At 63.1% G+C, this 23,073-nt stretch carries 19 protein-coding genes; 12 read left to right on the top strand and 7 right to left on the bottom strand.

Going from position 1 to position 23,073, the window contains the following annotated elements; genetic code table 11:
* Positions 1–144 precede the first annotated feature (144 nt).
* From CCOS865_RS03405 to CCOS865_RS03395, 3 genes are all read right to left on the bottom strand, one after another.
* Positions 145–2,955 carry an FAD-binding and (Fe-S)-binding domain-containing protein gene (locus CCOS865_RS03405; RefSeq protein ID WP_119137944.1) on the bottom strand — a complete coding sequence of 937 codons (2,811 nt, stop codon included), beginning with the start codon at positions 2,953–2,955 and terminating at the stop codon, positions 145–147.
* A gap of 78 nt (positions 2,956–3,033) precedes the next feature.
* The gene (gene lldD, locus CCOS865_RS03400; protein ID WP_119137942.1) at positions 3,034–4,179 is read right to left on the bottom strand and encodes an FMN-dependent L-lactate dehydrogenase LldD; all 1,146 of its coding nucleotides are present in this window, start codon (positions 4,177–4,179) and stop codon (positions 3,034–3,036) included.
* Positions 4,180–4,248: 69 nt separating this feature from the next.
* A complete protein-coding gene (locus CCOS865_RS03395) occupies positions 4,249–5,919 on the bottom strand; it encodes a lactate permease LctP family transporter (RefSeq protein ID WP_119137940.1) in 1,671 nt (556 codons plus the stop codon).
* Between the two features lie 255 nt (positions 5,920–6,174).
* On the opposite strand from CCOS865_RS03395, the gene CCOS865_RS03390 reads away from it, so the two are divergent.
* On the top strand, positions 6,175–6,942 hold the full coding sequence (locus CCOS865_RS03390) for an FCD domain-containing protein (RefSeq protein WP_119137938.1): 768 nt from the start codon (positions 6,175–6,177) through the stop codon (positions 6,940–6,942).
* A 112-nt stretch (positions 6,943–7,054) separates the two neighbouring features.
* Here the strand turns inward: CCOS865_RS03390 and smpB are convergent, their stop codons facing one another.
* A complete protein-coding gene (gene smpB, locus CCOS865_RS03385) occupies positions 7,055–7,537 on the bottom strand; it encodes an SsrA-binding protein SmpB (RefSeq protein ID WP_119137936.1) in 483 nt (160 codons plus the stop codon).
* 163 nt (positions 7,538–7,700) lie between these two features.
* Here smpB and CCOS865_RS03380 point away from each other — a divergent pair, with 163 nt between their 5' ends.
* Entirely contained in the window at positions 7,701–8,135 is a 435-nt protein-coding gene (locus CCOS865_RS03380; protein WP_119137934.1) for a type II toxin-antitoxin system RatA family toxin, read from the top strand.
* Between the two features lie 66 nt (positions 8,136–8,201).
* Here the strand turns inward: CCOS865_RS03380 and CCOS865_RS03375 are convergent, their stop codons facing one another.
* On the bottom strand, positions 8,202–8,732 hold the full coding sequence (locus tag CCOS865_RS03375) for an outer membrane protein assembly factor BamE (RefSeq protein WP_119137932.1): 531 nt from the start codon (positions 8,730–8,732) through the stop codon (positions 8,202–8,204).
* Positions 8,733–8,829: 97 nt separating this feature from the next.
* Here CCOS865_RS03375 and fur point away from each other — a divergent pair, with 97 nt between their 5' ends.
* Positions 8,830–9,234 (top strand): ferric iron uptake transcriptional regulator, encoded by a 405-nt coding sequence (gene fur / locus CCOS865_RS03370; protein ID WP_119137930.1) that lies wholly within the window; start codon positions 8,830–8,832, stop codon positions 9,232–9,234.
* Positions 9,235–9,515: 281 nt separating this feature from the next.
* Here the strand turns inward: fur and recN are convergent, their stop codons facing one another.
* Positions 9,516–11,189, bottom strand: a complete 1,674-nt coding sequence (gene recN / locus CCOS865_RS03365; RefSeq protein ID WP_119137928.1) for a DNA repair protein RecN — start codon at positions 11,187–11,189, stop codon at positions 9,516–9,518.
* A 193-nt stretch (positions 11,190–11,382) separates the two neighbouring features.
* On the opposite strand from recN, the gene grpE reads away from it, so the two are divergent.
* The 8 genes from grpE (at position 11,383) to CCOS865_RS03325 (ending at position 21,835) form a co-directional block, all read left to right on the top strand.
* The gene (gene grpE, locus CCOS865_RS03360) at positions 11,383–11,937 is read left to right on the top strand and encodes a nucleotide exchange factor GrpE (protein ID WP_119137926.1); all 555 of its coding nucleotides are present in this window, start codon (positions 11,383–11,385) and stop codon (positions 11,935–11,937) included.
* Positions 11,938–12,040: 103 nt separating this feature from the next.
* Positions 12,041–13,966 (top strand): molecular chaperone DnaK, encoded by a 1,926-nt coding sequence (gene dnaK, locus CCOS865_RS03355; protein ID WP_119137924.1) that lies wholly within the window; start codon positions 12,041–12,043, stop codon positions 13,964–13,966.
* A gap of 198 nt (positions 13,967–14,164) precedes the next feature.
* A complete protein-coding gene (gene dnaJ / locus CCOS865_RS03350; protein WP_119137922.1) occupies positions 14,165–15,289 on the top strand; it encodes a molecular chaperone DnaJ in 1,125 nt (374 codons plus the stop codon).
* A 13-nt stretch (positions 15,290–15,302) separates the two neighbouring features.
* The gene (dapB, locus tag CCOS865_RS03345; RefSeq protein ID WP_119137920.1) at positions 15,303–16,109 is read left to right on the top strand and encodes a 4-hydroxy-tetrahydrodipicolinate reductase; all 807 of its coding nucleotides are present in this window, start codon (positions 15,303–15,305) and stop codon (positions 16,107–16,109) included.
* 352 nt (positions 16,110–16,461) lie between these two features.
* On the top strand, positions 16,462–17,598 hold the full coding sequence (gene carA, locus CCOS865_RS03340; RefSeq protein ID WP_119137918.1) for a glutamine-hydrolyzing carbamoyl-phosphate synthase small subunit: 1,137 nt from the start codon (positions 16,462–16,464) through the stop codon (positions 17,596–17,598).
* A gap of 109 nt (positions 17,599–17,707) precedes the next feature.
* A complete protein-coding gene (carB, locus tag CCOS865_RS03335; RefSeq protein WP_119137916.1) occupies positions 17,708–20,929 on the top strand; it encodes a carbamoyl-phosphate synthase large subunit in 3,222 nt (1,073 codons plus the stop codon).
* Positions 20,926–21,408: a transcription elongation factor GreA gene (greA, locus tag CCOS865_RS03330; RefSeq protein ID WP_208644490.1), complete on the top strand. Its 483-nt coding sequence runs from the start codon at positions 20,926–20,928 to the stop codon at positions 21,406–21,408. The genes carB and greA overlap by 4 nt, the downstream gene beginning before the upstream one ends.
* A complete protein-coding gene (locus CCOS865_RS03325) occupies positions 21,386–21,835 on the top strand; it encodes an MFS transporter (RefSeq protein ID WP_119137914.1) in 450 nt (149 codons plus the stop codon). Before greA ends, CCOS865_RS03325 begins: the two co-directional genes overlap by 23 nt.
* A 12-nt stretch (positions 21,836–21,847) precedes the next feature.
* Here the strand turns inward: CCOS865_RS03325 and yhbY are convergent, their stop codons facing one another.
* Positions 21,848–22,156: a ribosome assembly RNA-binding protein YhbY gene (gene yhbY, locus CCOS865_RS03320; RefSeq protein ID WP_119137912.1), complete on the bottom strand. Its 309-nt coding sequence runs from the start codon at positions 22,154–22,156 to the stop codon at positions 21,848–21,850.
* A gap of 102 nt (positions 22,157–22,258) precedes the next feature.
* Here yhbY and rlmE point away from each other — a divergent pair, with 102 nt between their 5' ends.
* The gene (gene rlmE, locus CCOS865_RS03315; protein WP_119137910.1) at positions 22,259–22,885 is read left to right on the top strand and encodes a 23S rRNA (uridine(2552)-2'-O)-methyltransferase RlmE; all 627 of its coding nucleotides are present in this window, start codon (positions 22,259–22,261) and stop codon (positions 22,883–22,885) included.
* The last annotated feature ends 188 nt before the right edge of the window (positions 22,886–23,073 follow it).

Below are 23,073 nucleotides of genomic sequence, written 5' to 3'. Positions count from 1 at the left end.
GCTTCGCCCTCGATTCGCAGGCAAGCCAGCTCCCACAGGGTCCCTGCTAATTCAATGAGCAGGCATGCGTTCAGTGAGCTGGCATGTGATCTGTGAGAGTGGATTTGTGTCGTGCCAGGCGCATGAGGCATGCGCCCGACGATTTCAGATACTCCGCGCCCGGGTCACGCGATCCACTAGGTAGACCAGGCCGTGATAGTCGATGCCGCTGTGGGTCGACAAGCCAATCTCACAAGTCCGGCTGGTCGAAATCCCCTCGCTGCAATACTGCACCGCATCCTTCAGGCTACGCAGCGAATGGGCATTCAGCTCCGGTGTGGTAAAGCCCTTGTCCCCGGCAAACCCACAGCAATGAATCCCTTCCGGTATCACCACCTGCTTGCTGCAAAGCCGTGCCAGATCAATCAACGCCTGGCTCTCCCCCAGGTGCTGGGTACTGCACGTCACATGCACCGCCACCGGCGCGTCCTGCGGGCTGAACTCCAGCCGATCAACCAGGTGCGTGCGGATAAACCGTACCGGGTCATACAGATCCAGCCGCGTCTCGCCCAGGTCCTGCACCAGTCGCAAGGTGCACGGGCTCGTGTCGCAATAGACCGGATCAAGCCCACCACGGCTGGCATGCAGCAGGGCCGCAATTAGCTCCTGGCGTTTGTGCTCGGCCTGCTCGGCATAGCCCTTCGACGCAAACGGCTGACCGCAGCACAGGCTGTCGGCATTGTCCGGAAACACCACCTGATAACCGGCCTTCTCCAGCAGGGCACGGGTCTTGTCGAGCAACGAACTCTGCTCACGATCGGCATAGGCCGGGCCCATTACCCGCGACACGCAGGCGGCCAGGTACACCACCCGCGGCCGGGCGTCATTGCTCGCTGGGCCGAAGTCGATAGGGCGCACTGGCTGCGGCATTGCCGAAGTCCACTGCGGCACGTGGCCTTTGCTGAGCTTGCTCACCGCCGCACTGATGCTTGCCAGGCGTGGCGCACCCAGCAGCTTGCGTGCACCGTTCGCGGCCGCCAGGGTAAAGCGCGCGCCACGCAGGGCGGTGTGGAAGTGCTCAGCCAGCCAGTCGGCGGTCTTGGCATGCTCGGCCGCCTGGCCACGCAGCTTCTTCACCAGCTCGCCGGTGTTGATCCCGACCGGGCAGCGCTGGGCGCACAGGCCGGTCGCGGCGCAGGTGTCGATGCCTTGGTATTGATAGGTGCGCAGCAACTCGCGGACGTCTTCGCCGGCGCGCTTTTTCGCCTGGATATCCCGCCACATGACGATGCGCTGCCGCGGGCTGAGTGTCAGGCCCTTGGACGGGCAGACCGGCTCGCAGAAGCCGCACTCGATGCACTTGTCGACGATCTCGTCGGCGGCGGGCAAGGGCTTGAGGTTCTTGAGGTGGATGGCCGGGTCTTCGCTCAGCACCACGTCGGGGTTGAGGATGCCGTTGGGATCGAGCAGGCGCTTGAGCTGCCACATCAACTGATAGGCGTCGTGGCCCCACTCGAGTTCGACGAAGGGCGCCATGTTGCGGCCGGTGCCGTGCTCGGCCTTGAGCGAGCCGCCGAACTCGACGGCCACCAGCTGCGCGACGTCGTCCATGAAGGCTTGGTAGCGGGCGACTTCGGCGGCGCTGTTGAAGCCTTGGGTGAAGACGAAGTGCAGATTGCCTTCCAGCGCGTGGCCGAAAATGATCGCCTCGTCATAGTGGTGGCGGTCGAACAGCTGCAGCAGGCGGTTGACGCCTTCGGCCAGTTGCTCGACCGGGAAGGTGACGTCCTCGATGATCACTGTGGTACCGGTCTGACGCACCGCGCCGACAGCAGGGAAGGTGTCTTTGCGAATTTTCCACAGCAGGTTGTACACCGCGGGGTCTTCGCTGAAGTCGACGTTCTGCTCGAGCGGGAAGTGGGCGATCGAGGCCATGACCAGCGTCAGTTGCTCGTGCAGCAGGCTCTGGCTGGCGGCGCGCGATTCGATCAGCAGCGCGCAGGCGTTGTCCGACAGGGCCTTGACCCACAGCGGCATGCCGGGTTTGTCCTGCACCGAGCGCATGCTGCGCCGGTCGAGCAGTTCGACCGCCGACACTGGCTGCTGCTCGAGCACGGTAACGGCCTTGCAGCAGCTTTCCACATCAGGGAACACCAGCAGCGCGGAGGCTTTGTGCGGGTGGTCGATCACGGTATCGTAGGTCACCGCGCTGATGAAGCCCAAGGTGCCTTCGGAACCGACCAACAGGTGCTGCAGGATATCCAGCGGCTGGTCGTAGTCCACCAGCGCATTCAGCGACAGGCCGGTGGTGTTTTTCAGGCGGTACTTGTGGCGAATCTTCGCGGCCAGCTCGGCGTTGGCGCGGGTCTCGCGACCGAGGCGGGCGAGCTCGGCGAGCAGGGCGGCGTGGCTCTGTTCGAAGGCGGCGACGCTGGCCGGGTCTTCGCTGTCCAGGCGGGTGCCGTCGGCCAGCACCAGGCGCAGGCCGGCGAGGGTGTGGTAGGTGTTCTGGGCGGTGCCGCAGCACATGCCGCTGGCGTTGTTGGCAACGATGCCGCCGATCTTGCAGGCGTTGATCGAGGCCGGGTCGGGGCCGATCTTGCGCCCGAATGGCGCGAGCCAGGCGTTGGCCTGGGCGCCGATCACGCCGGGCTGCAGGCGGATCTGCTCGCCTTGGCCGCGGATCTCCTTGGCGTTCCAGTTATCCCCGAGGACGATCAGCAGCGAGTCGCTGAGGGCCTGGCCAGAGAGGCTGGTGCCGGCGGCGCGGAAGGTCACCGGAACGCGGTCGCGCTGGGCCAGGTGCAGCAGGCTGACCACTTCGTCTTCGGACTCGACGCGCACCACCAGCTTGGGGATCAGCCGGTAGAAGCTGGCGTCGGTACCGAAGGCCAGGGTCGAGGTGGGGTCGTCGAAACGGCGGTCGGCCGGGATCAGGCGCTCGGCATCACGCAGGAACGCGGCGGGCAGGCTCATGCAATCTCCTCGCGGGGCCGGCGCATCTGTGGCGCGCCGTGCCCCGGGCAATCAGGCGGGTGTGTCGGGCGGGCGCGCTCAGGCGCCCAGTTCGCGGACCAGCGAGTCGCGGCTGATCTCGCTGATCGACTTGGCGCCGGTCAGCACCATGGCCACGCGCATCTCTTTTTCGAACAGTTCGAGCAGGTTCTTCACCCCGGCTTCGCCATGGGTGGCGAGCGCCCAGAGGAAGGCGCGGCCGATCAGCACGCTGTCGGCGCCGAGGGCGATCATGCGCACCACGTCGAGGCCACTGCGGATGCCCGAGTCGGCGAGGATCTTGATATCGCCTTTGACCGCGTCGGCAATCGCCGGCAAGGCGCGGGCGCTGGACAACACGCCGTCGAGCTGGCGGCCGCCGTGGTTGGAGACGACGATGCCGTCGGCGCCGAACTTGACCGCGTCGCGGGCGTCGTCCGGGTCGAGGATGCCCTTGATGATCATCGGGCCGTCCCAGAATTCACGGATCCACTCCAGGTCCTTCCAGGAGATCGACGGGTCGAAGTTGTTGCCCAGCCAGCCAATGTAGTCGGCCAGCCCGGTGGGGTTGCCGCGGTAGGTGGAGATGTTGCCCAGGTCATGCGGGCGGCCCATCACGCCGACGTCCCAGGCCCACTGCGGGCGGGTCATGGCTTGCAGCATGCGGCGCATCGGCCCGTTGGCGCCGCTCATGCCGGAGTGGGCATCGCGGTAGCGCGCGCCGGGTACGGGCATGTCGACGGTGAACACCAGGGTCTTGACCCCGGCGGCCTTGGCCCGCTCCAGCGCGTTGCGCATGAAGCCGCGGTCTTTCAGGACGTAGAGCTGGAACCACATCGGCCGGTTGATCGCCGGGGCGACTTCTTCGATCGGGCATACCGACACGGTCGACAGGGTGAAGGGGATGCCGTGCGCGGCGGCGGCGCGGGCGGCCTGCACTTCGCCGCGGCGGGCGTACATGCCGGTGAGGCCGACCGGGGCCAGCGCCACGGGCATGCTCAGGGTCTCGCCGAACAGCTGGGTCTGCAGGCTCAGCTCGGACATGTTCTTCAGCACGCGCTGACGCAGGGCGATGCTGGCCAGGTCTTCGACGTTGTGGCGCAGGGTGTACTCGGCGTAGGCGCCACCGTCGGCGTAGTGGAACAGGAAGGGCGGCAGCTTGCGCTGGGCCGCGGCGCGATAGTCGGTGGAGGCAGAAATGATCATGGATTCTCGCTGCAAAGGTTGAGAGGGGCGGCTGCCGGGCGCGCCGTGGCGCACCCGGCCCCTGTCACTTTAGTGGTGAACCAGCATGCCGGTGAGCCAGTACGCCTGGACCAGGGTGATCAGGCCGACGATGGTGGCGAAGAACAGGCTGTGCTTGACGGTGAAGCGGAACAGGTCCGACTCCTTGCCGACCAGGCCGGTGGCGGCGCAGGCGACGGCGATCGACTGCGGCGAGATCATCTTGCCGGTCACGCCGCCGCTGGTGTTGGCGGCCACCAGCAGGGTGTCGCTGACCCCGATCTGGTGCGCGGTGGTCGCTTGCAGCGAGCTGAACAGCGCGTTGGACGAGGTGTCCGAGCCGGTCAGGAACACGCCCAGCCAACCGAGGAACGGCGAGAAGAACGGGAACGCAGCGCCGGTGCCCGCCAGGACCAGGGCCATGGTCGAGGACATGCCCGAGTAGTTGGTGACAAAGGCGAAGGCCAGCACCATGCCGATCGACAGGATCGGCCAGCGCAGCTCCCAGACGGTCTCTTTGAAAGTGGTCAGACCAGTTTTGAAATTGATCTTGAGCACGGCCATGGAGATCAGCGCGGAGAGGAAGATCGCCGTGCCGGTGGCCGAGATCGGGTCGAGCTTGAACACGGCCGGCATCGCGGTGGCGGTGGTGACGATCGGCGCGGTCTTGATCACCAGCTGGTCGAGGTGCGGGATGGCGAAGTTGAACACGAAGTTGTACATCGCGCCGCCTGGGGCGAACGCAGCCTTGAATGGCTTGAGGGTCCAGATGGTCACCAGCACGGTGAGGATCAGGAACGGCGACCAGGCCTTGAAGATCTCCCCAAAGCTGTAGGGCGTTGGCTGGCTGCCGCTGGACTGAACCACGGCGGCGCCGACACTGCCTTGGGCCGCGGCGAACGAGCGCTTGGGCTGCCACACTTTGAGGAACAGGGTCAGGCAGATCAGGCTGGCCAGGGCCGAGGTGATGTCGGGCAGCTCCGGGCCGATGAAGTTCGAGGTGAAGTACTGGGTCACGGCGAAGCTCAGGCCGGCGACCAGGGCGGCGGGCCAGGTTTCTTTGACGCCGCGCAGGCCGTCCATCATGAACACCAGCCAGAACGGCACGAACAGCGACAGCAATGGCAGCTGGCGGCCGGTCATGGCGCCGATGTGGAAGGCGTCGATACCGGTCACCTGGCCGGCGACGATGATCGGGATGCCGAGCGCGCCAAAGGCCACCGGCGCGGTGTTGGCGATCAGGCACAGGCCCGCGGCGTACAGCGGGTTGAAGCCGAGGCCGACGAGCAGGGCGGCGGTGATTGCCACGGGTGCGCCGAAGCCGGCCGCGCCTTCGAGGAAGGCGCCAAAGCAGAAGCCGATCAGCAGCACTTGCAGGCGCTGGTCGTCGGTGATCGACAGCACCGAGCTGCGGATCACTTCGAACTGGCCGCTCTTGACCGTGAGTTTGTACAGGAACACCGCGGCAACGATGATCCAGGCAATCGGCCACAGGCCATACAGGAAGCCATAGCCGGCTGCGGCCAGGGCCATGTCCACGGGCATGTTGAAGGCAAAGATCGCCACCAGGATCGACAGGCCGAGGGTGATGCTGCCGGCGACGTGGCCTTTGAGGCGGAACACGGCGAGGGCCAGGAAGAAGAATACGATCGGGATGACCGCCGCCATGGCGGACAGGCCAAGACTGCCCAGGGGGGTATAGAGTTGTTGCCAGGTTTGCATATGGGGTGGCCCCTAATTGTTGTTGGTCAGCACTGGCATTGGATAATTGGTAAGACCAATTTACAATGTCTGGTCGCTAGGTTAAAAGCGCGGCTGCACCCGTGTCAATTTGTCTCGGGGCAAACTTTGGTCGGATGCCGATGAGCGGGCGCCTGATAGCGGGTGTAAATCACCCACTGAGGCGTGTCGGCTCGGCCTGGATAGGCCAGAATAGGCACCCCCGAAATCGGTACGGGGGTTTGTGGAGAGCATGTGATGGTTTTTGATCAGGTCCGCCAACGGCGCCTGTCCGACGACATTGTCGAGCGGCTGGAAGGGATGATTCTCGAGGGCACGCTGACGTCGGGTCAGCGGCTGCCGGCCGAGCGCGCCCTGGCCGAGCAGTTCGGCGTGTCGCGGCCATCGCTGCGCGAGGCGATCCAGAAGCTGGTGGCCAAGGGGTTGCTGGTCAGCCGCCAGGGCGGTGGCAATTATGTGGCGGCGTCACTGGGCGCGACCTTTAGTGACCCGCTGCTGCAGTTGCTCGAGCACAGCCCTGAGGCGCAGCGCGACTTACTCGAGTTTCGTCATACGCTGGAGGCTTCGTGCGCGTTTTACGCGGCGCAGCGGGCTACCGAGCTGGACCGTGAGCGGCTGACGGCGGCGTTCAATGCGTTGCAGGATTGTTATACGCGCAAGGGTGAGGTGAGCCGGGCGGAGGAGGGCGCGGCGGATGCGAACTTCCACCTGGCGATTGCCGAGGCCAGCCACAATGCGGTGTTGCTGCACACCATTCGGGGGTTGTTCGACCTGCTCAAGCGCAACGTCGTGACCAACATTGGTGGCATGTACCAGCAGCGTTCGGAGACGCGCGACATGTTGATCGGTCAGCACCGGGAGCTGTATCAGGCGATTGTCGAGGGCCGGGCGGAGGAGGCGCGGGAGGTGTCGAGCCGGCACATTCTGTATGTGCAGGAGGTGCTCGAAGAGGCGCAGCAAGAAGCCCAGCGCGTGGCCCGGGCAGAGCGGCGCAGCGGGCGCTAGAGCCTGAACTTTGCGGCGCGGCATTCGCGGGTAAACCCGCTCCCACAGGGGCAGCGGAGAGCCCTGTGGGAGCGGGTTCACCCGCGAAGAAGGCGACGCGGATAAGGGGAAGTCAGTCTTCCTTGCCCTTGTTGCGCACAGCCCGCTGGATCTCGCGGTTGGAATCGCGCTCGCGCTCGGTGTCGCGCTTGTCGAATTCCTTCTTGCCCTTGCCCAGCGCAATCTCGCACTTGATCAAGTGCTTGCTCCAGTACAACGCCAAGGCCACACAGGTGTAGCCCTTCTGCGACACAGCGGCCTGCACACGCTCGAGCTCGCGCTTGTTCAGCAGCAGCTTGCGGGTGCGGATCGGGTCGGCGATGACGTGGGTGCTGGCCGCGGTGAGCGGGGCAATATGGCTGCCGAACAGCCAGGCTTCACCGTCCTTGAGCAGCACGTAGCTGTCGGTCAGGTGTGCCTTGCCGGCCCGCAGGCTCTTTACTTCCCAACCGGACAGGACCAGCCCGGCCTCGAACTTGTGTTCGATGAAGTAATCGTGTCGCGCTTTCTTGTTTTGCGCGATGGTCCCGGTCGGATGTTTCTTTTGCTTAGCCATAGGGGCCGCATTATAGGCAGTCGTGGCGTCGTCGGCTACGGGGTTTTCGGTGTGCTTGAGCCTGCCGATTGAATCCCGGACAATGCAGGCGCTGTGCGTTGCACAGAACCTGTTTTCGGTGCGCTGAGAAGCGCCGCCGCCCAGCCTTGGAAGTGACGCCTGGATGACTACCCATATTCAACGTTCCGCCCTGCTGCCGTACCCGGCACAGGCGCTGTACGACCTGGTCAACGATGTGGCCAGTTACCCGCAGTTCCTGCCGTGGTGCTCGGCCTCGACGGTGATCGAGAGCAGCGACACGCACATGCGGGCAAAGCTGGAAGTGGCCAAAGGCGGCATGAGCCAGCAATTTGTTACCAGCAATGTGCTGGTGCCTGGGCAGTCGATCGAGATGAACCTGGTCGAAGGGCCGTTCAGTCAGTTGCATGGCGTGTGGGTGTTCAAGCCGCTCGGCGACAAGGCCTGCAAGATCAGCCTCGACCTGTCGTTCGATTACGCCGGCCCGATCATCCGTGCCACCCTCGGCCCGCTGTTCAACCAGGCGGCCAACACCCTGGTCGACGCCTTCTGCCAGCGTGCCAAGCAACTCCATGGCTGAGCGGCGGTAAACAGCGGACACAAAAAAGCCCGGACCATGGCCCGGGCTTTTTTCTGTTCGCCGCGTTTATTGCGGGGAAGTTTCCAGCGGTGCTGGCGTCGGGACCGGTGTGGTCTCGATGGTGTCGATCTCGCGCTGGATCGACTCTTCGACAGAGCCTGGCTGGGCCGGCTTCACAGCAGGCTGGGCCGGCTGGTCGGGTTGTACGTCCGGGCTGACACTGGTGTCGCCGCTGCCGCCCAGGATCTCCTGGTCTTTGCTCACGCCGGGCATGAAGTCGCCGGACAGGCTGACCAGCTGATCACCTTCATTGAAGAAGATGCTCATGCGCTCCTGCTGACGTTTACCGCCACCGGGCTGCAGGCTGTACAGGTAATCCCAACGATTGGTGTTGAAAGTATCCTGCAGCAACGGGTTGCCCATGATAAACCTTACTTGCCGTCGGGTCATTCCCGGGCGTAATTGGTCTATCATGTCCTGCGTGACGACATTGCCCTGCTGGATGTCGATTTTGTAAACCCCGGGAAACGAGCAACCGGCGAGTGCGAGCAGTCCCACTAGGGTGAGGCTGGTTAGCAAGAGCTTGGACTTTTGCATCGGTGGGCGACTTCCACTATCTTGGCTGGACAACGTAAACCCCGATCATACCCGTATTAAGAGAAGCTGCGAAGCAGCATCGGCGAGAAAGCTGACCATGGTTGAAAATAGCGAACTGCGCAAAGCTGGTCTCAAGGTGACACTGCCTCGAGTGAAGATCCTACAGATGCTGGACTCGACAGAGCAGCGTCACATGAGTGCCGAGGATGTCTACAAGGCGCTGATGGAAGCGGGCGAAGATGTCGGTCTGGCGACCGTCTACCGCGTACTGACCCAATTCGAAGCGGCGGGCCTGGTGGTGCGCCACAACTTCGACGGCGGCCACGCGGTCTTCGAACTGGCTGACGGCGGCCACCACGACCATATGGTCAACGTGGAAACCAGCGAAGTCATCGAGTTCTTCGATTCCGAGATCGAAAAGCGTCAGAAAGAGATCGTGGCCGAGCACGGCTTCGAGCTCGTGGACCACAATCTGGTCCTGTACGTACGTAAGAAGAAGTAACGATTTAGGTCGTTATCAAACGCAAAGGCGACCCTAGGGTCGCCTTTGTGCTTTCTGTGATGTGCGAAAAAAGCAGGGTGTCAGTGCCGGCCTCTTCGCGGGTAAACCCGCTCCCACAGGGATAGTGGATATTTCCATAGCGGTGCGGTCCCGCAGGGATAGTGGATATCTCTAAGGGGCGCGGTCCCCCAGGGATAGTGGATATTTCCGGAACGGCGCGGTCCCTGTGGGAGCGGGTTCACCCGCGAAGGGTCGCGCAGCGGCCCCAGTACGCTGAAGTGTCAGGCCTTGCCGGTCACGACCATCTTGCGCGCATGCGCCAGCGATTCCTTGGTCAGGTCTATACCGCCGAGCATACGCGCCACTTCTTCGACCCGCTCACGCTTGCCCAGGTTGGCCACTGCGGTGTGCGTGGTCTCGCTGTTACGCACCTTGTGCACAAACAGATGATGGTGCCCCTGCGCGGCCACCTGCGGCAGGTGCGTCACGGTCAATACCTGGCCACGATCCCCCAGTCGGCGCAGTAACTGCCCGACGATTTCCGCCGTAGGCCCGCCAATCCCCACGTCGACTTCATCGAACACCAAGGTCGGAATGCGCGACGTCTGCGCCGTGATCACCTGAATCGCCAGGCTGATCCGCGACAGCTCACCCCCCGACGCCACCTTGGCCAGCCCTTTAAGCGGTTGCCCCGGGTTAGCGCTGACCAGCAGTTCGATCTGCTCCAGACCATGCGGTGACAGCTCGCTGCTCTCGAACGGTGTCAGCTCGATGCAGAAGCGCCCACCCGGCATGCCCAGGCGTTGCACCTCTTGCTCCACCGCCGTGGCCAGCTGCTTGGCCGCCTGCTGACGCAAGGCGCTGAGCTCCACGGCCTTGGCCTGATAATGCTGGGCATACGCCGCCAGCTCTTCGCCAAGGCGCTCGAGCGATTCGTCACTGGCGTTGAGCCCTTCGAGCTCTTCCATCAGGCGCTGCTGCAGGTGCGGCAGCTGAGTCGGGTGCACGCGGTGCTTGCGCGCCAGCGTATAGATAGTGTCGAGGCGCTCTTCCAGAGCCTGCAGGCGCATCGGGTCGGCGTCGAAGTTATCCAGGAAGCGGTTGAGCTCGCCGACCGCTTCTTCTACCTGGATCTGCGCGCTGGCGATCATCGTCGCCGCCTCGTCCAGCGCCTTCGGCCCGCCCGTTACCGCGCTCAGGCGGTTGAGGCTGACGGTCAGTGCATTGAGCACGTTACCCGAATCACTCTCGCTGCACTGCTCGATGACCTGGCGGCAGATGCCGAACAGCGCCTCGGCGTTGGTCAGGCTCTTGTGCTCCTGCTCGAGCTGCTCCAGCTCGTTTTCACCGAGGCCAAGGTTGTCCAGCTCTTCGAGCTGATAGCTCAGCAGTTGCTGGCGAGCGCGCTGTTCGTCACCGGAGTTGGACAGCCGCTCCAGCTCCTGGCGGGTCTGCCGCCAGCGCTGGGCGGCCAGCTGCACCTGGCGCGAGAGGTCGATGGCGCCGGCATATTCGTCGACCAGGCGCCGATGCGTGTCGGTCTTCAGCAGCGACTGGTGCTCGTGCTGGCTGTGGATGTCGATCAACAGCTCACCCAGCGCCTTGAGGTCGGCGAGCGGGCAGGGCGTGCCGTTGATGTAGCCGCGGCTGCGACCTTCGGCGGTGATCACTCGGCGCAGGATGCACGGGCCGTCCTGCTCCAGGTCGCGCTCGCTGAGCCAGACGCTGGCCTCGGGGATGTCCACCAAATCGAAGGTAGCCAGGATATCGGCCTTGTCGGCGCCGGGACGCACCACGCCGCTGTCGGCGCGGTCGCCCAGGGCCAGGCCGAGGGCGTCGAGCATGATCGATTTGCCGGCGCCGGTTTCACCGGTGATCACACTCATGCCGCGAGCGAGCTCGAGGTCCAGGTGTTCGACGATGGCGTAGTTGTGAATGGACAGGTGGACCAGCATGAGGGCAGCTCCCGAGGGGTCAGGTCTGGATATTTATACAGTGCTTTTTGCCTGCCTGACAATGCCCGTCTGGAGATTGCCCGGTGGCAATCGAAAAGCACCTTGCCCCTTGAACCTGGTTTTTCCGACCCCATATAGCCGTCAACAGAGGCGAGCATGGCTCGTACACCAGAAATTGCGGAGGAGATACCCAATGGCTGACGAACAGCTGGATGAAAACACCCCAAACACCGAAGCGGCAGGTTCTGAGGATCTCGGTACCCGCGTCCAGGTGCTCGAGGAGCAGTTGGCCGCCGCCAAGGACCAGTCCCTGCGCGTCGCCGCCGACCTGCAGAACATCCGTCGTCGCGCCGAGCAGGACGTTGAGAAGGCACACAAGTTTGCCCTCGAGAAGTTCGCCGCCGACCTGCTGCCGGTGATCGACAGCCTGGAGCGCGGCCTTGAGCTGTCCAGTGCCGAAGACGAGAGCATCAAGCCGATGCGCGAAGGCATCGAGCTGACCTTGAAAATGTTCCACGACACGCTCAAGCGCTACAACCTCGAGCCGGTCGACCCGCACGGCGAGCCGTTCAACGCCGAGCACCACCAGGCCATGGCCATGCAAGAGAGTGCCGAGGTCGAGCCCAACAGCGTGCTCAAGGTGTTCCAGAAGGGTTACATGCTCAACGGCCGCCTGCTGCGCCCCGCCATGGTGGTGGTCAGCAAGGCGCCGGCAGTGGCCCAGCCATCGATTGACGAGAAGGCTTGAAATCTTTGGGGGCGACCCCATCTAGGTGTCAAGCGCTCAAATATTTCCGCAGTTGGCTACTCCGGTAGCCGCTGCCACCTAATTCAGTTTCGGGAGAATCAACATGGGTAAAATCATCGGTATCGACCTGGGGACCACCAACTCGTGCGTCTCCATCCTCGAAAACGGTAACGTCAAGGTCATCGAGAACGCCGAAGGCGCGCGTACCACGCCGTCGATCGTCGCCTACGCCAACGATGGCGAGATCCTGGTTGGCCAGTCGGCCAAGCGCCAGGCGGTCACCAACCCGCACAACACCCTGTACGCGGTAAAGCGTCTGATCGGTCGCCGCTTCGACGAAGAAGTCGTGCAGAAAGACATTCAGATGGTCCCGTACAAGATCGTCAAGGCTGACAACAGCGACGCCTGGGTCGAAGTCAACGGCCAGAAGATGGCACCGCCACAGATCTCTGCCGAGATCCTGAAAAAGATGAAGAAGACCGCCGAAGACTACCTCGGCGAGCCTGTCACCGAAGCGGTCATCACCGTACCGGCCTACTTCAACGACAGCCAGCGTCAGGCGACCAAAGATGCCGGTCGCATCGCGGGTCTGGACGTAAAACGCATCATCAACGAACCGACCGCAGCCGCACTGGCCTACGGTATGGACAAGGCCAAGGGCGATCACACCGTGATCGTTTATGACCTGGGCGGCGGTACCTTCGACGTTTCGGTCATCGAAATCGCCGAAGTCGATGGCGAGCACCAGTTCGAAGTACTGGCCACCAACGGTGACACCTTCCTCGGTGGTGAAGACTTCGACATCCGCCTGATCGACTACCTCGTCGAAGAGTTCAAGAAAGAAAGCGGCATGAACCTCAAGGGTGACCCGCTGGCGATGCAGCGCCTGAAAGAAGCCGCTGAAAAAGCCAAGATCGAGCTGTCCTCGAGCCAGCAGACCGACGTCAACCTGCCGTACATCACTGCAGATGCGACCGGTCCGAAGCACCTGAACGTGAAGATCTCCCGCGCCAAGCTGGAGTCGCTGGTCGAAGACCTGGTTCAGCGCACCATCGAGCCTTGCCGCATCGCCCTGAAAGACGCCGGTATCGACGTTGGCGCGATCAACGACGTGATCCTGGTCGGCGGTCAGACCCGTATGCCGCTGGTTCAGAAGCTGGTGACCGACTTCTTCGGTAAAGAAGCGCGTAAAGACGTCAACCCGGACGAAGCCGTTGCCATGGGTGCTGCCATCCAGGGCGCCGTACTGGCCGGTGACGTGAAAGACGTACTGCTGCTCGACGTCAGCCCGCTGACCCTGGGTATCGAAACCATGGGCGGCGTGATGACCGCGCTGATCGAGAAGAACACCACCATTCCGACCAAGAAGTCGCAGGTGTTCTCGACTGCTGACGACAACCAGAACGCCGTGACCATTCACGTGCTGCAAGGTGAGCGCAAGCAGGCTGGCCAGAACAAATCGCTGGGCAAGTTCGACCTGGCTGACATCCCGCCAGCACCGCGCGGCGTGCCACAGATCGAAGTGACCTTCGACATCGACGCCAACGGCATCCTGCACGTCGGCGCCAAAGACAAGGCCACCGGCAAGACCCAGTCGATCGTGATCAAGGCCAACTCCGGCCTGTCCGACGAAGAAATCGAGCGCATGGTGCGTGACGCCGAGGCCAACGCCGAGGAAGACCGCAAGTTCGAAGAGCTGGCCGCTGCCCGTAACCAGGGTGACGCGCTGGTTCACTCGACCCGCAAGATGGTCGCCGACGCCGGTGACAAAGTCACCGCTGAAGAGAAGACCGCGATCGAAGCAGCTGTGGTTGCCCTGGAAGCCGCTGTCAAAGGCGACGACAAGGCCACCATCGACGCCAAGGTCGAAGAGCTGTCCAAGGTCTCTGCTCCGGTAGCCCAGAAGATGTACGCCGAGCAGTCGGCTGAACAGCCTCAGGGCGGCGCGCAGCAGGCCGAGCCGGAAGCCAAGCACGATGACGTGGTTGACGCCGAGTTCGAAGAAGTCAAAGGCGACGACAAGAAGTAATCGTTGCATGTTGTCGGCCAGCTCACCGCCGTTTGTCGGTGAGCTGGTAGGATGTCGCCGCGCGGGGGCTTGCTCCCGCGTTGGCGTATCTGGAATTCGAGAATTTTTACAGCATGTGCCTGGGGCCATTTGTGGGCTTCAGGCGGGTGCTGACGGCGCGGCGCAACTGCCGGACGCCCAACAAGGTGCAAATGACCTATGTCCAAGCGTGATTATTATGAGGTCCTGGGTGTCGAGCGCGGCGCCAGCGAAGCTGATCTCAAAAAGGCCTATCGCCGCCTGGCGATGAAGTACCACCCGGACCGCAACCCGGGCGACAAAGAGTCGGAAGACATGTTCAAGGAGGCCAACGAGGCCTACGAAGTGCTGTCTGACGCGAGCAAGCGCGCGGCGTTCGACCAGTACGGTCACGCCGGCGTCGACCCGAGCATGGGCGGCGGCGGTGCAGGCTTCGGCGGCGCCAACTTCTCCGACATCTTTGGCGATGTGTTCAGCGACTTCTTCGGCGGTGGCCGGGGTGGTGGCCGTGGCGGTGCCGCACGCGGCAGCGACCTGCGCTACACCCTCGAGCTGAATCTGGAAGAAGCCGTGCGCGGCACCACGGTCAATATCCGTGTGCCGACACTGGTCAACTGCCAGCCGTGTGACGGCAGCGGCGCCAAGAAGGGCTCGACCCCGTCGGCCTGCCCAACCTGCGGCGGCATCGGCCAGGTGCGCATGCAGCAAGGCTTCTTCTCGGTGCAGCAGACCTGCCCGCGCTGCCATGGCCAGGGCAAGATCATCACTGATCCGTGCGGCTCGTGCCACGGCGAAGGCCGTATCGAGGAATACAAGACCCTGTCGGTCAAGGTGCCGCCTGGTGTCGACACCGGCGACCGCATTCGCCTGTCGGGCGAAGGCGAGGCGGGCGCGCATGGCGGCCCGACCGGCGACCTGTACGTGGTGATCAACGTGCGTGAGCACGCGATCTTCCAGCGCGACGGCAAGCACCTGTACTGCGAAGTGCCGATCAGCTACACCGACGCCGCCCTGGGTGGCGAGCTGGAAGTGCCGACCCTCGACGGTCGGGTCAAGCTGAAGATCCCTGAAGGCACCCAGACCGGCAAGCAGTTCCGTCTGCGTGGCAAGGGTGTGGCGCCGGTGCGTGGTGGTGCGGCGGGCGACCTGCTGTGCCGCGTGGCGGTGGAAACCCCGGTCAACCTCAGCCGTCGTCAGCGTGAGCTGCTCGAAGAGCTGCGTGACTCACTGGAAGGTGACAGCTCCCATTCGCCCAAGGCCAGCGGTTGGTTCGAGGGTGTGAAGCGCTTCTTCGGCGATCTCTGAGAAGGAACAGGCTATGCGACGTATTGCGGTAATGGGCGCGGCAGGGCGCATGGGCAAGGTGCTGATCGAAGCGGTCCAGCAGCAGGCGCCCAAGGCCGGGCTGACGGCGGCGATCCATCGCCCCGACAGCACCCTGGTCGGGGCTGATGCCGGTGAGCTGGCGGGTCTGGGGCGGATCGGCGTGCCGATCTCCGATGACCTGGCGCGGGTCGCCGACGAGTTCGACGTGCTGATCGACTTCACGCACCCTTCGGTGACCCTGAAGAACCTTTCGTTCTGCCGTAAGGCGGGCAAGGCGATGATCATCGGTACCACGGGCTTCTCGGCTGAAGAGAAGGCCCTGCTGGTCGAAGCGGGCAAAGAGATCCCGATCGTCTTTGCCGCCAACTTCAGCGTAGGTGTGAACCTCTGCCTGAAGTTGCTCGACACCGCGTCGCGGGTGCTGGGTGACGAGGTCGACATCGAGATCCTCGAGGCCCATCACCGGCACAAGGTCGATGCGCCGTCGGGCACGGCCCTGCGCATGGGTGAAGTGGTGGCCCAGGCGTTGGGTCGTGACCTGGCTGAAGTGGCGGTGTACGGCCGCGAAGGCCAGACCGGCGCGCGTGATCGCAAGACCATCGGCTTCGCCACCGTGCGTGCCGGTGACGTGGTGGGTGACCACACCGTGCTGTTCGCCGCTGAAGGCGAGCGCGTCGAGATCACCCACAAGGCCTCCAGCCGCATGACCTTCGCCAAGGGCGCGGTGCGAGCCGCGCTGTGGCTGGACGGGCGCGAGCCTGGCCTGTACGACATGCAGGACGTGCTCGACCTGCGCTGATCAGCCAGATCGGTGGCGTCTGCTTCGCGGGTAAACCCGCTCCCACAGGGTTCAGTCTGAGCCCTGTGGGGCGGGCATGTCACTCCCTGAGGGCTCGGCACGATTCCTTGTGGGAGCGGGTTTACCCGCGAAGGGTTCGACTCGGAATGAGGTGGACTGTCGCAATCCTGTGTTTTAGAGACACATATGCGGTAGACCGAAAACCCTCATTCCTGTAAGCTACAGCTTTAGTGTGTCCACTAAAAGCGCGCAGAGATATTCAGCACATGAAGCGGGGTGACGTGTCCATACGTCACTCCGCTTTTTTGCAACCTGCGATCGCCCTTTCAGGCTTGATTTACGGGAGGTCTTCTTGACTAAGCCAGCCATACTCGCCCTTGCCGATGGCAGCATTTTTCGCGGTGAAGCCATCGGAGCCGACGGGCAGACCGTTGGTGAGGTGGTGTTCAACACCGCTATGACCGGCTACCAGGAAATCCTTACAGACCCTTCCTACGCCCAGCAAATCGTTACTCTGACTTACCCGCACATCGGCAACACCGGGACCAACCCGGGTGACGCCGAGTCCAACCGTGTCTGGTCCGCTGGCCTGGTCATCCGTGACCTGCCGCTGGTTGCCAGCAACTGGCGCAAGACCCAGTCGCTGTCCGACTACCTGAAAGAACACAACGTCGTGGCCATCGCCGGCATCGACACCCGTCGCCTGACCCGCATCCTGCGTGAAAAAGGCGCTCAGAACGGCTGCATCCTGGCCGGTGACGACATCACCGAAGAAGCCGCGATCGCCGCTGCTCGCGGCTTCCCGGGCCTCAAGGGCATGGACCTGGCCAAAGAAGTCTCGACCAAAGAGCGCTACGAGTGGCGCGAAAGCGTCTGGGAGCTGAAAACCGACAGCCACCCAACCCTCGAAGCCTCCGAGCTGCCGTACCACGTGGTCGCCTTCGACTACGGCGTCAAGCTGAACATCCTGCGCATGCTGGTCGCCCGCGGCTGCCGCGTGACCGTGGTGCCTGCCCAGACCCCGGCCAGCGACGTGCTCGCGCTCAACCCGGACGGCGTGTTCCTGTCCAACGGCCCAGGCGATCCTGAGCCTTGCGACTACGCTATCCAGGCGATCAAGGACGTGCTCGAGACCGAGATCCCGGTCTTCGGCATCTGCCTCGGCCACCAGCTGCTGGCCCTGGCCTCCGGCGCCAAGACCGTGAAGATGGGCCATGGCCACCACGGTGCCAACCACCCGGTCCAGGACCTGGACACCGGCGTGGTCATGATCACCAGCCAGAACCACGGTTTCGCCGTCGACGAAGCCACCCTGCCAGGCAACGTGCGCGCCATCCACAAGTCGCTGTTCGACGGTACCCTGCAGGGTCTCGAGCGCACCGACAAGAGCGCGTTCAGCTTCCAGGGTCACCCTGAAGCGAGCCCGGGCCCGACCGACGTCGCGCCACTGTTCGATCGTTTCATCGATGCCATGGCCAAGCGCCGCTGAGCATTCTGCATCAAGGCCCCGGACCAGCCCCGGCTGCGTCCGGCAGCGCCTGACCTGAGCATGTTCAAGACGGCTTGCCGTTTGACCCGCGGATTTGAGTGAGCACCCAATGCCAAAACGTACAGACATTAAAAGCATCCTGATTCTCGGCGCTGGCCCGATCGTGATCGGCCAGGCCTGCGAATTCGACTACTCCGGCGCCCAGGCCTGCAAAGCCCTGCGCGAGGAAGGTTTCCGCGTCATCCTGGTGAACTCCAACCCGGCCACCATCATGACCGACCCGGACATGGCCGACGCCACCTACATCGAGCCGATCAAGTGGCAGTCGGTGGCCAAGATCATCGAGCAGGAGCGCCCAGACGCCGTCCTGCCGACCATGGGTGGCCAGACCGCACTGAACTGCGCCCTCGACCTCGAGCGCCACGGCGTGCTGGAGAAGTTCGGCGTAGAGATGATCGGCGCCAACGCTGACACCATCGACAAGGCCGAAGACCGCTCGCGCTTCGACAAGGCGATGAAAGACATCGGCCTGGAATGCCCGCGCTCGGGTATCGCCCACAGCATGGACGAGGCCAACGCGGTGCTCGAGAAGCTCGGCTTCCCGTGCATCATCCGTCCGTCGTTCACCATGGGCGGCACCGGTGGCGGCATCGCCTACAACCGTGAAGAATTCGAAGAAATCTGCGCCCGTGGTCTGGACCTGTCGCCGACCAAAGAGCTGCTGATCGACGAATCGCTGATCGGCTGGAAGGAATACGAGATGGAGGTGGTCCGCGACAAGAAGGACAACTGCATCATCGTCTGCTCGATCGAGAACTTCGACCCGATGGGCGTGCACACCGGTGACTCGATCACCGTGGCGCCGGCACAGACCCTGACCGACAAGGAATACCAGATCATGCGCAACGCCTCGCTGGCGGTGCTGCGTGAAATCGGTGTTGAAACCGGCGGTTCCAACGTGCAGTTCGGTATCTGCCCAGACACCGGCCGTATGGTCGTGATCGAGATGAACCCGCGTGTATCGCGTTCCTCGGCACTGGCTTCCAAGGCTACCGGCTTCCCGATCGCCAAGATCGCCGCCAAGCTGGCCGTCGGTTACACCCTCGACGAACTGCAGAACGACATCACCGGCGGCCGCACCCCAGCGTCCTTCGAGCCGTCGATCGACTACGTCGTCACCAAGCTGCCGCGCTTCGCCTTCGAGAAATTCCCGAAAGCCGACGCCCGCCTGACCACCCAGATGAAGTCGGTCGGTGAAGTCATGGCCATCGGCCGGACCTTCCAGGAATCCCTGCAGAAAGCCCTGCGTGGCCTGGAAGTCGGTGTCTGCGGCCTCGACCCTAAAGTCGACCTGGCCAGCGCCGAAGCCGCCGGTATCCTCAAGCGCGAGCTGACCGTGCCGGGCGCCGAGCGTATCTGGTACGTCGCCGACGCCATGCGTTCGGGCATGACCTGTGACGAAATCTTCGCCCTGACCGGTATCGACCACTGGTTCCTGGTGCAGATGGAAGACCTGATCAAGGAAGAAGAAAAGGTCAAGACCCTGGCCCTGTCGGCCATCGACAAAGCCATGATGCTGCGCCTCAAGCGCAAAGGCTTCTCGGACCAGCGCCTGGCCGTGCTGCTCGGTATCACCGACAAGAACCTGCGCCGTCACCGCCACAAGCTGGAAGTGTTCCCGGTGTACAAGCGCGTCGACACCTGCGCCGCCGAGTTCGCCACCGACACCGCCTACCTGTACTCGACCTACGAGGAAGAGTGCGAGGCCAACCCGTCGACCCGCGACAAGATCATGATCCTGGGTGGCGGCCCTAACCGTATCGGCCAGGGCATCGAGTTCGACTACTGCTGCGTACACGCGGCACTGGCCCTGCGTGAAGACGGTTACGAGACCATCATGGTCAACTGCAACCCGGAAACCGTCTCCACCGACTACGACACCTCCGACCGCCTGTACTTCGAGCCGCTGACCCTGGAAGACGTGCTCGAAGTGGTCCGCGTCGAGAAGCCGAAAGGCGTGATCGTGCATTACGGCGGCCAGACCCCGCTGAAACTGGCCCGCGCCCTGGAAGAAGCCGGCGTACCGATCATCGGTACCAGCCCGGACTCGATCGACCGTGCCGAAGACCGTGAGCGCTTCCAGCAGATGGTCCAGCGCCTGAACCTGCTGCAGCCGCCAAACGCCACCGTGCGCAGCGAAGACGAAGCGATTCGTGCTGCCGGCGTGATCGGTTACCCGCTGGTCGTGCGTCCTTCGTACGTACTGGGCGGCCGCGCCATGGAAATCGTCTACGAACTGGACGAGCTCAAGCGCTACCTGCGTGAAGCGGTACAAGTGTCCAACGACAGCCCAGTGCTGCTCGACCACTTCCTCAACTGCGCCATCGAGATGGACGTGGATGCGGTCTGCGACGGCACCGACGTGGTGATCGGCGCGATCATGCAGCACATCGAACAGGCCGGCGTTCACTCCGGTGACTCGGCGTGCTCGCTGCCACCGTACTCGCTGCCTGCCCACGTGCAGGACGAAGTCCGCGACCAGGTCAAGAAAATGGCCCTGGAACTGGGCGTTGTCGGCCTGATGAACGTGCAGCTGGCCCTGCAGGGCGACAAGATCTACGTGATCGAAGTCAACCCGCGCGCCTCGCGTACCGTACCGTTCGTGTCCAAGTGCATCGGCACCTCGCTGGCGATGATCGCTGCCCGCGTCATGGCCGGCAAAACCCTGAAAGAGATCGGTTTCACCAAAGAAATCATCCCGAACTTCTACAGCGTCAAGGAAGCCGTCTTCCCGTTCGCCAAGTTCCCAGGGGTTGACCCGATCCTCGGCCCTGAGATGAAATCGACCGGTGAAGTCATGGGTGTCGGCGACAGCTTCGGTGAAGCCTTCGCCAAGGCCCAGATGGGCGCCAGCGAAGTGCTGCCGACCGGCGGTACCGCGTTCATCAGCGTGCGTGACGACGACAAGCCACAAGTGGCTGGCGTGGCCCGCGACCTGATCGCCCTGGGCTTCGAAGTGGTGGCCACGGTCGGCACCGCCAAGGTGATCGAGGCGGCTGGCCTGAAAGTGCGTCGCGTGAACAAGGTGACCGAAGGTCGTCCGCACGTGGTCGACATGATCAAGAACGACGAAGTGTCGCTGATCATCAACACCACCGAAGGCCGTCAGTCGATCGCTGACTCCTACTCGATTCGTCGCAATGCGCTGCAGCACAAGATCTACTGCACGACCACCATTGCGGCCGGTGAAGCCATCTGTGAAGCGCTGAAATTCGGGCCTGAAAAGACCGTTCGTCGCTTGCAGGATCTGCATGCAGGACTCAAAGCATGAGCATTACCAAATACCCGATGACCGTCCAGGGCGCTCGCGCCCTGGAAGAAGAGCACCTGTTCCTGTCCAAGACCGAGCGCCCGCGCTTGAGTCAGGCCATTGGTGAGGCCCGTGAGCTGGGCGACCTCAAGGAAAACGCCGAATACCATGCCGCCCGCGAAGAGCAGGGCATGGTCGAAGCGCGCATCCGCGACATCGAAGGTCGTCTGCAGAACTCGGTCGTGATCGACGTGACCAGCATTGCCCATACCGGCAAGGTCATTTTCGGCACGACGGTAGAGCTGGCCAACACCGAGACCGACGAGCGGGTTAAATACCAGATCGTTGGCGAGGACGAAGCCAACATCAAGCTCGGCAAGCTGTCGGCCGGTGCGCCGATTGCGCGTGCCATCATCGGCAAGGAAGAAGGCGACATCGTCGTCATCAAGACGCCAAGCGGCACGGTCGAGTACGAGATTGTCGAAGTCCAGCACATCTGACCGGCGCTTGCGGGCGCCATCCCTCGAGGGGATCCTCTGGCAGCTGGCCCAGGTATTCTGGGTCGGCGGCTTGTGGGTGTTTCACGTGGGGTTGGTGCCGGCGCTCAAAGTCAGTGGCCTGGCGCCCTTGCTGGTCCAGGACGTGGCTGCGCAGATCGACCGCTGGTTGATAGGCGTGGCTTTGCTCGGTCTGCTGACCCAGCTGGCGGTATTGGCGAGGGTGGATGGCCTGGCGGCCTGGTGGCAGCAGTTTCGCGGCCAGATGCTGCTGCTCGGCTTTGCCGCCTGCGTCAGCTACTACACGCTACGCTACGGGATATCCGTGGGCGAACGCTGGCAGATGTTCTGCTTTCTGGTGCTGGGGTTTTCCGGCATCGTGCTGGTTGCCCAGCCGGTCCCGGTCAGGGCGCGTCATACGCGCCGCTGACTGGAGCCACCGTTACTTGAAGCGGTGGATGTTCGACAGTTGCTTGTTCGGTTGCGGGTTCTTGCGGTAGATCAGGGCTTTCTTGCCGATGGTCTGCACCAGTTCGGCGCGGCCAGCCTTGCACAGGCCGGCGATAGCGGCTTTACGTTCTTCGCGATCTTCGGAGCGAATTTCGACCTTGATCAGTTCATGGTCGGCCAACGCCCGTTCCAGTTCGGCGATGACGCCTTCGTTCAGGCCGTTGCCGGCAACGATCAGGACCGGCTTGAGGTCGTGACCAATAGACTTGTACTGCTTCTTCTGCTCGTTATTGAGCGGCATAATCTGACCCTTTTCGTCTGATTCTGTAAAATTGGTAGCCATTTTACCCGAGGGCCCGTGGCTGCGCCCAGTCAATCACGACGCTATTCATCGAGGTGTACCGTGGTACAGCGTTCCAAGAGCAGCCATAACTGGCTGAGAGAGCATTTCAACGACCCTTTCGTCAAACAGGCGCAGAAGGATGGCTATCGCTCGCGAGCCAGCTACAAGCTGCTTGAGATCCAGGAAAAGGACAAGTTGATCCGTCCTGGCATGAGCGTGATCGACCTGGGCGCCGCGCCAGGGGGCTGGTCGCAGGTGACCAGTCGTCTGATTGGTGGCCAGGGCCGGCTGATCGCCTCCGACATCCTCGAAATGGACTCGATCCCTGACGTCACCTTCATTCAGGGTGACTTTACCGAAGATGCCGTGCTGCAGAGCATTCTCGAGGCCGTGGGCAATTCGCACGTGGACCTTGTGATTTCCGATATGGCCCCCAATATGAGTGGTACGCCTGAAGTGGACATGCCGCGCGCCATGTTCCTCTGCGAGTTGGCGCTGGACCTTTCGACCCGAGTGCTGCGTCCGGGTGGCGATTTCCTGATCAAGATCTTCCAGGGTGAAGGTTTCGATGTGTTTCTGAAGGACGTGCGCAGCAAGTTCGACAAGGTACAGATGCGCAAGCCGTCCTCCTCCCGGGATCGCTCCCGCGAGCAGTACATGCTGGCGAGAGGCTTCAAGGGGGCGTGAGATGGCGGCTTGAGCAGTGGACGATAGTTAATTCCAATCGGCCACTGCGTCAGGATCGTCCGAACTTCGTGTAGTCTCTGTTTCACAAAGGGTTACAGACGGTGCCTGCGGTTGCGTGGGTAATGTAGTAAGTTAGGGCGATGAATATCATGCGAGGCACGGCTGCGTCGTTGCGCCGACCTCAGAGG

Source organism: Pseudomonas reidholzensis, assembly GCF_900536025.1.
GTDB lineage: Bacteria > Pseudomonadota > Gammaproteobacteria > Pseudomonadales > Pseudomonadaceae > Aquipseudomonas > Aquipseudomonas reidholzensis.
This window is presented reverse-complemented; position numbering and strand designations above follow the sequence as displayed.

Excerpts from the sequence above, each read along its gene's own strand:
- CCOS865_RS03405 (WP_119137944.1), bottom strand. The coding sequence starts at position 2,955 with ATGAGCCTGCCCGCCGCGTTCCTGCGTGATGCCGAGCGCCTGATCCCG.
- lldD (WP_119137942.1), bottom strand. The coding sequence starts at position 4,179 with ATGATCATTTCTGCCTCCACCGACTATCGCGCCGCGGCCCAGCGCAAG.
- CCOS865_RS03395 (WP_119137940.1), bottom strand. The coding sequence starts at position 5,919 with ATGCAAACCTGGCAACAACTCTATACCCCCCTGGGCAGTCTTGGCCTG.
- CCOS865_RS03390 (WP_119137938.1), top strand. The coding sequence starts at position 6,175 with ATGGTTTTTGATCAGGTCCGCCAACGGCGCCTGTCCGACGACATTGTC.
- smpB (WP_119137936.1), bottom strand. The coding sequence starts at position 7,537 with ATGGCTAAGCAAAAGAAACATCCGACCGGGACCATCGCGCAAAACAAG.
- CCOS865_RS03380 (WP_119137934.1), top strand. The coding sequence starts at position 7,701 with ATGACTACCCATATTCAACGTTCCGCCCTGCTGCCGTACCCGGCACAG.
- CCOS865_RS03375 (WP_119137932.1), bottom strand. The coding sequence starts at position 8,732 with ATGCAAAAGTCCAAGCTCTTGCTAACCAGCCTCACCCTAGTGGGACTG.
- fur (WP_119137930.1), top strand. The coding sequence starts at position 8,830 with ATGGTTGAAAATAGCGAACTGCGCAAAGCTGGTCTCAAGGTGACACTG.
- recN (WP_119137928.1), bottom strand. The coding sequence starts at position 11,189 with ATGCTGGTCCACCTGTCCATTCACAACTACGCCATCGTCGAACACCTG.
- grpE (WP_119137926.1), top strand. The coding sequence starts at position 11,383 with ATGGCTGACGAACAGCTGGATGAAAACACCCCAAACACCGAAGCGGCA.
- dnaK (WP_119137924.1), top strand. The coding sequence starts at position 12,041 with ATGGGTAAAATCATCGGTATCGACCTGGGGACCACCAACTCGTGCGTC.
- dnaJ (WP_119137922.1), top strand. The coding sequence starts at position 14,165 with ATGTCCAAGCGTGATTATTATGAGGTCCTGGGTGTCGAGCGCGGCGCC.
- dapB (WP_119137920.1), top strand. The coding sequence starts at position 15,303 with ATGCGACGTATTGCGGTAATGGGCGCGGCAGGGCGCATGGGCAAGGTG.
- carB (WP_119137916.1), top strand. The coding sequence starts at position 17,708 with ATGCCAAAACGTACAGACATTAAAAGCATCCTGATTCTCGGCGCTGGC.
- greA (WP_208644490.1), top strand. The coding sequence starts at position 20,926 with ATGAGCATTACCAAATACCCGATGACCGTCCAGGGCGCTCGCGCCCTG.
- yhbY (WP_119137912.1), bottom strand. The coding sequence starts at position 22,156 with ATGCCGCTCAATAACGAGCAGAAGAAGCAGTACAAGTCTATTGGTCAC.